Raw genomic sequence first — 1,090 nt, 5'->3', positions numbered from 1 at the left:
AGCGCCAGAAAAATAGCGTTTTGCGCCACACCCAAACGTTTTGCCCGCTCGTACTGATAAGCATCAGGATAATCGCGAATATCCTGCCGCAACACATCAAGATCAATCTTGCGTTGGCGAAACCCTTGAGGTTTACGATGGATGTTCTTAACCCAACGCGTCACGCTCGCCACGCCAACATCAAACCGGGCCGCCACCTCGGCTATCGTAAGTCCTTTTTTCTCTCTGACAGACAGGACTTTACGGCGGAAATCCAGTGAATAGGCCATCTTTAAATTATAATCAAAATTATCTGGTTGTGCTATAATTTGCAAATGTTGGTCAAGAGAGATTATTTTATTCCATTTCTAAATCAAAACGACTTTGTCGGCTTCACCATGACGTATTATTTATCCTGTCTGCGGCTCACCTCCGCATCATTTTTGGTTTGGAAATGGGATTAGGACCATACTGAGACACATATTCAGGGCGGATTGATGAGAGCATTACTTGATACGACTTTCGGTCAGGAGGAATTAACTTTTCCCTCTGAAAAGATCAATGGCGCTGTCAATAAGCCAAATACTGCCTATTAAGATACTAATACCGATGGCGTAAAAGAATGTCCATATAACAATACCCTTGATTGGATTGAATATCGGCAGGAAGAGGTTAAGTAAAAAAGTGTTCCCAGAAGAGTGAGCAGAATATTGAGCAGTTGTGTATTGAGTGGCTGAGGGGGATGTTCGATGCGTTTGCCTGTTAATTGAATTCGCTGCTTCCATTCTAGCGATCCATTCATCATGCTCTCGACGTTTGTCAGGATCAGACAACACTTTATATGAAGTGTTGATGATCGCCATGATTCGAGCAGCCTCAGCATTTCCCGGGTTCTTGTCCGGATGAAATTTCTGTGATAGCCTTTTGTATGCAGCACGGATGACTTTTAATGGAGCATTACGTGCCACCTTGAGGTTATCATAATGGGTATGTAACTTTGCCATACGTGCTGAACCTAGGGTCTGTTGACATTTCACATAGGTAGCCACAGATATCCACACGCTATGGCTACCATACTCTCGTAATTTCGCTTCAGTTTGTCGTATCGCGT

General features: G+C 43.7%; 2 protein-coding genes and 1 pseudogene. All 3 read right to left on the bottom strand.

Annotated elements, in window-relative coordinates:
• On the bottom strand, positions 1-269 hold a 269-nt coding region (locus tag BM122_RS21370), incomplete at its 3' end, for an IS630 transposase-related protein (RefSeq protein WP_074906149.1).
• A gap of 246 nt (positions 270-515) precedes the next feature.
• Positions 516-983, bottom strand: a complete 468-nt coding sequence (locus BM122_RS22090; protein ID WP_083398657.1) for a J domain-containing protein — start codon at positions 981-983, stop codon at positions 516-518.
• 29 nt (positions 984-1,012) lie between these two features.
• Positions 1,013-1,090 (bottom strand): annotated as a pseudogene (locus tag BM122_RS23005) (IS5/IS1182 family transposase); the annotation flags it as partial.

It is taken from the genome of Nitrosomonas communis, from assembly GCF_900114745.1.
Classification (GTDB): Bacteria; Pseudomonadota; Gammaproteobacteria; order Burkholderiales; family Nitrosomonadaceae; genus Nitrosomonas; species Nitrosomonas communis_A.
Note: the sequence above shows the minus strand (reverse complement) of the source record. Positions and strands in the feature narration are given on the sequence as shown.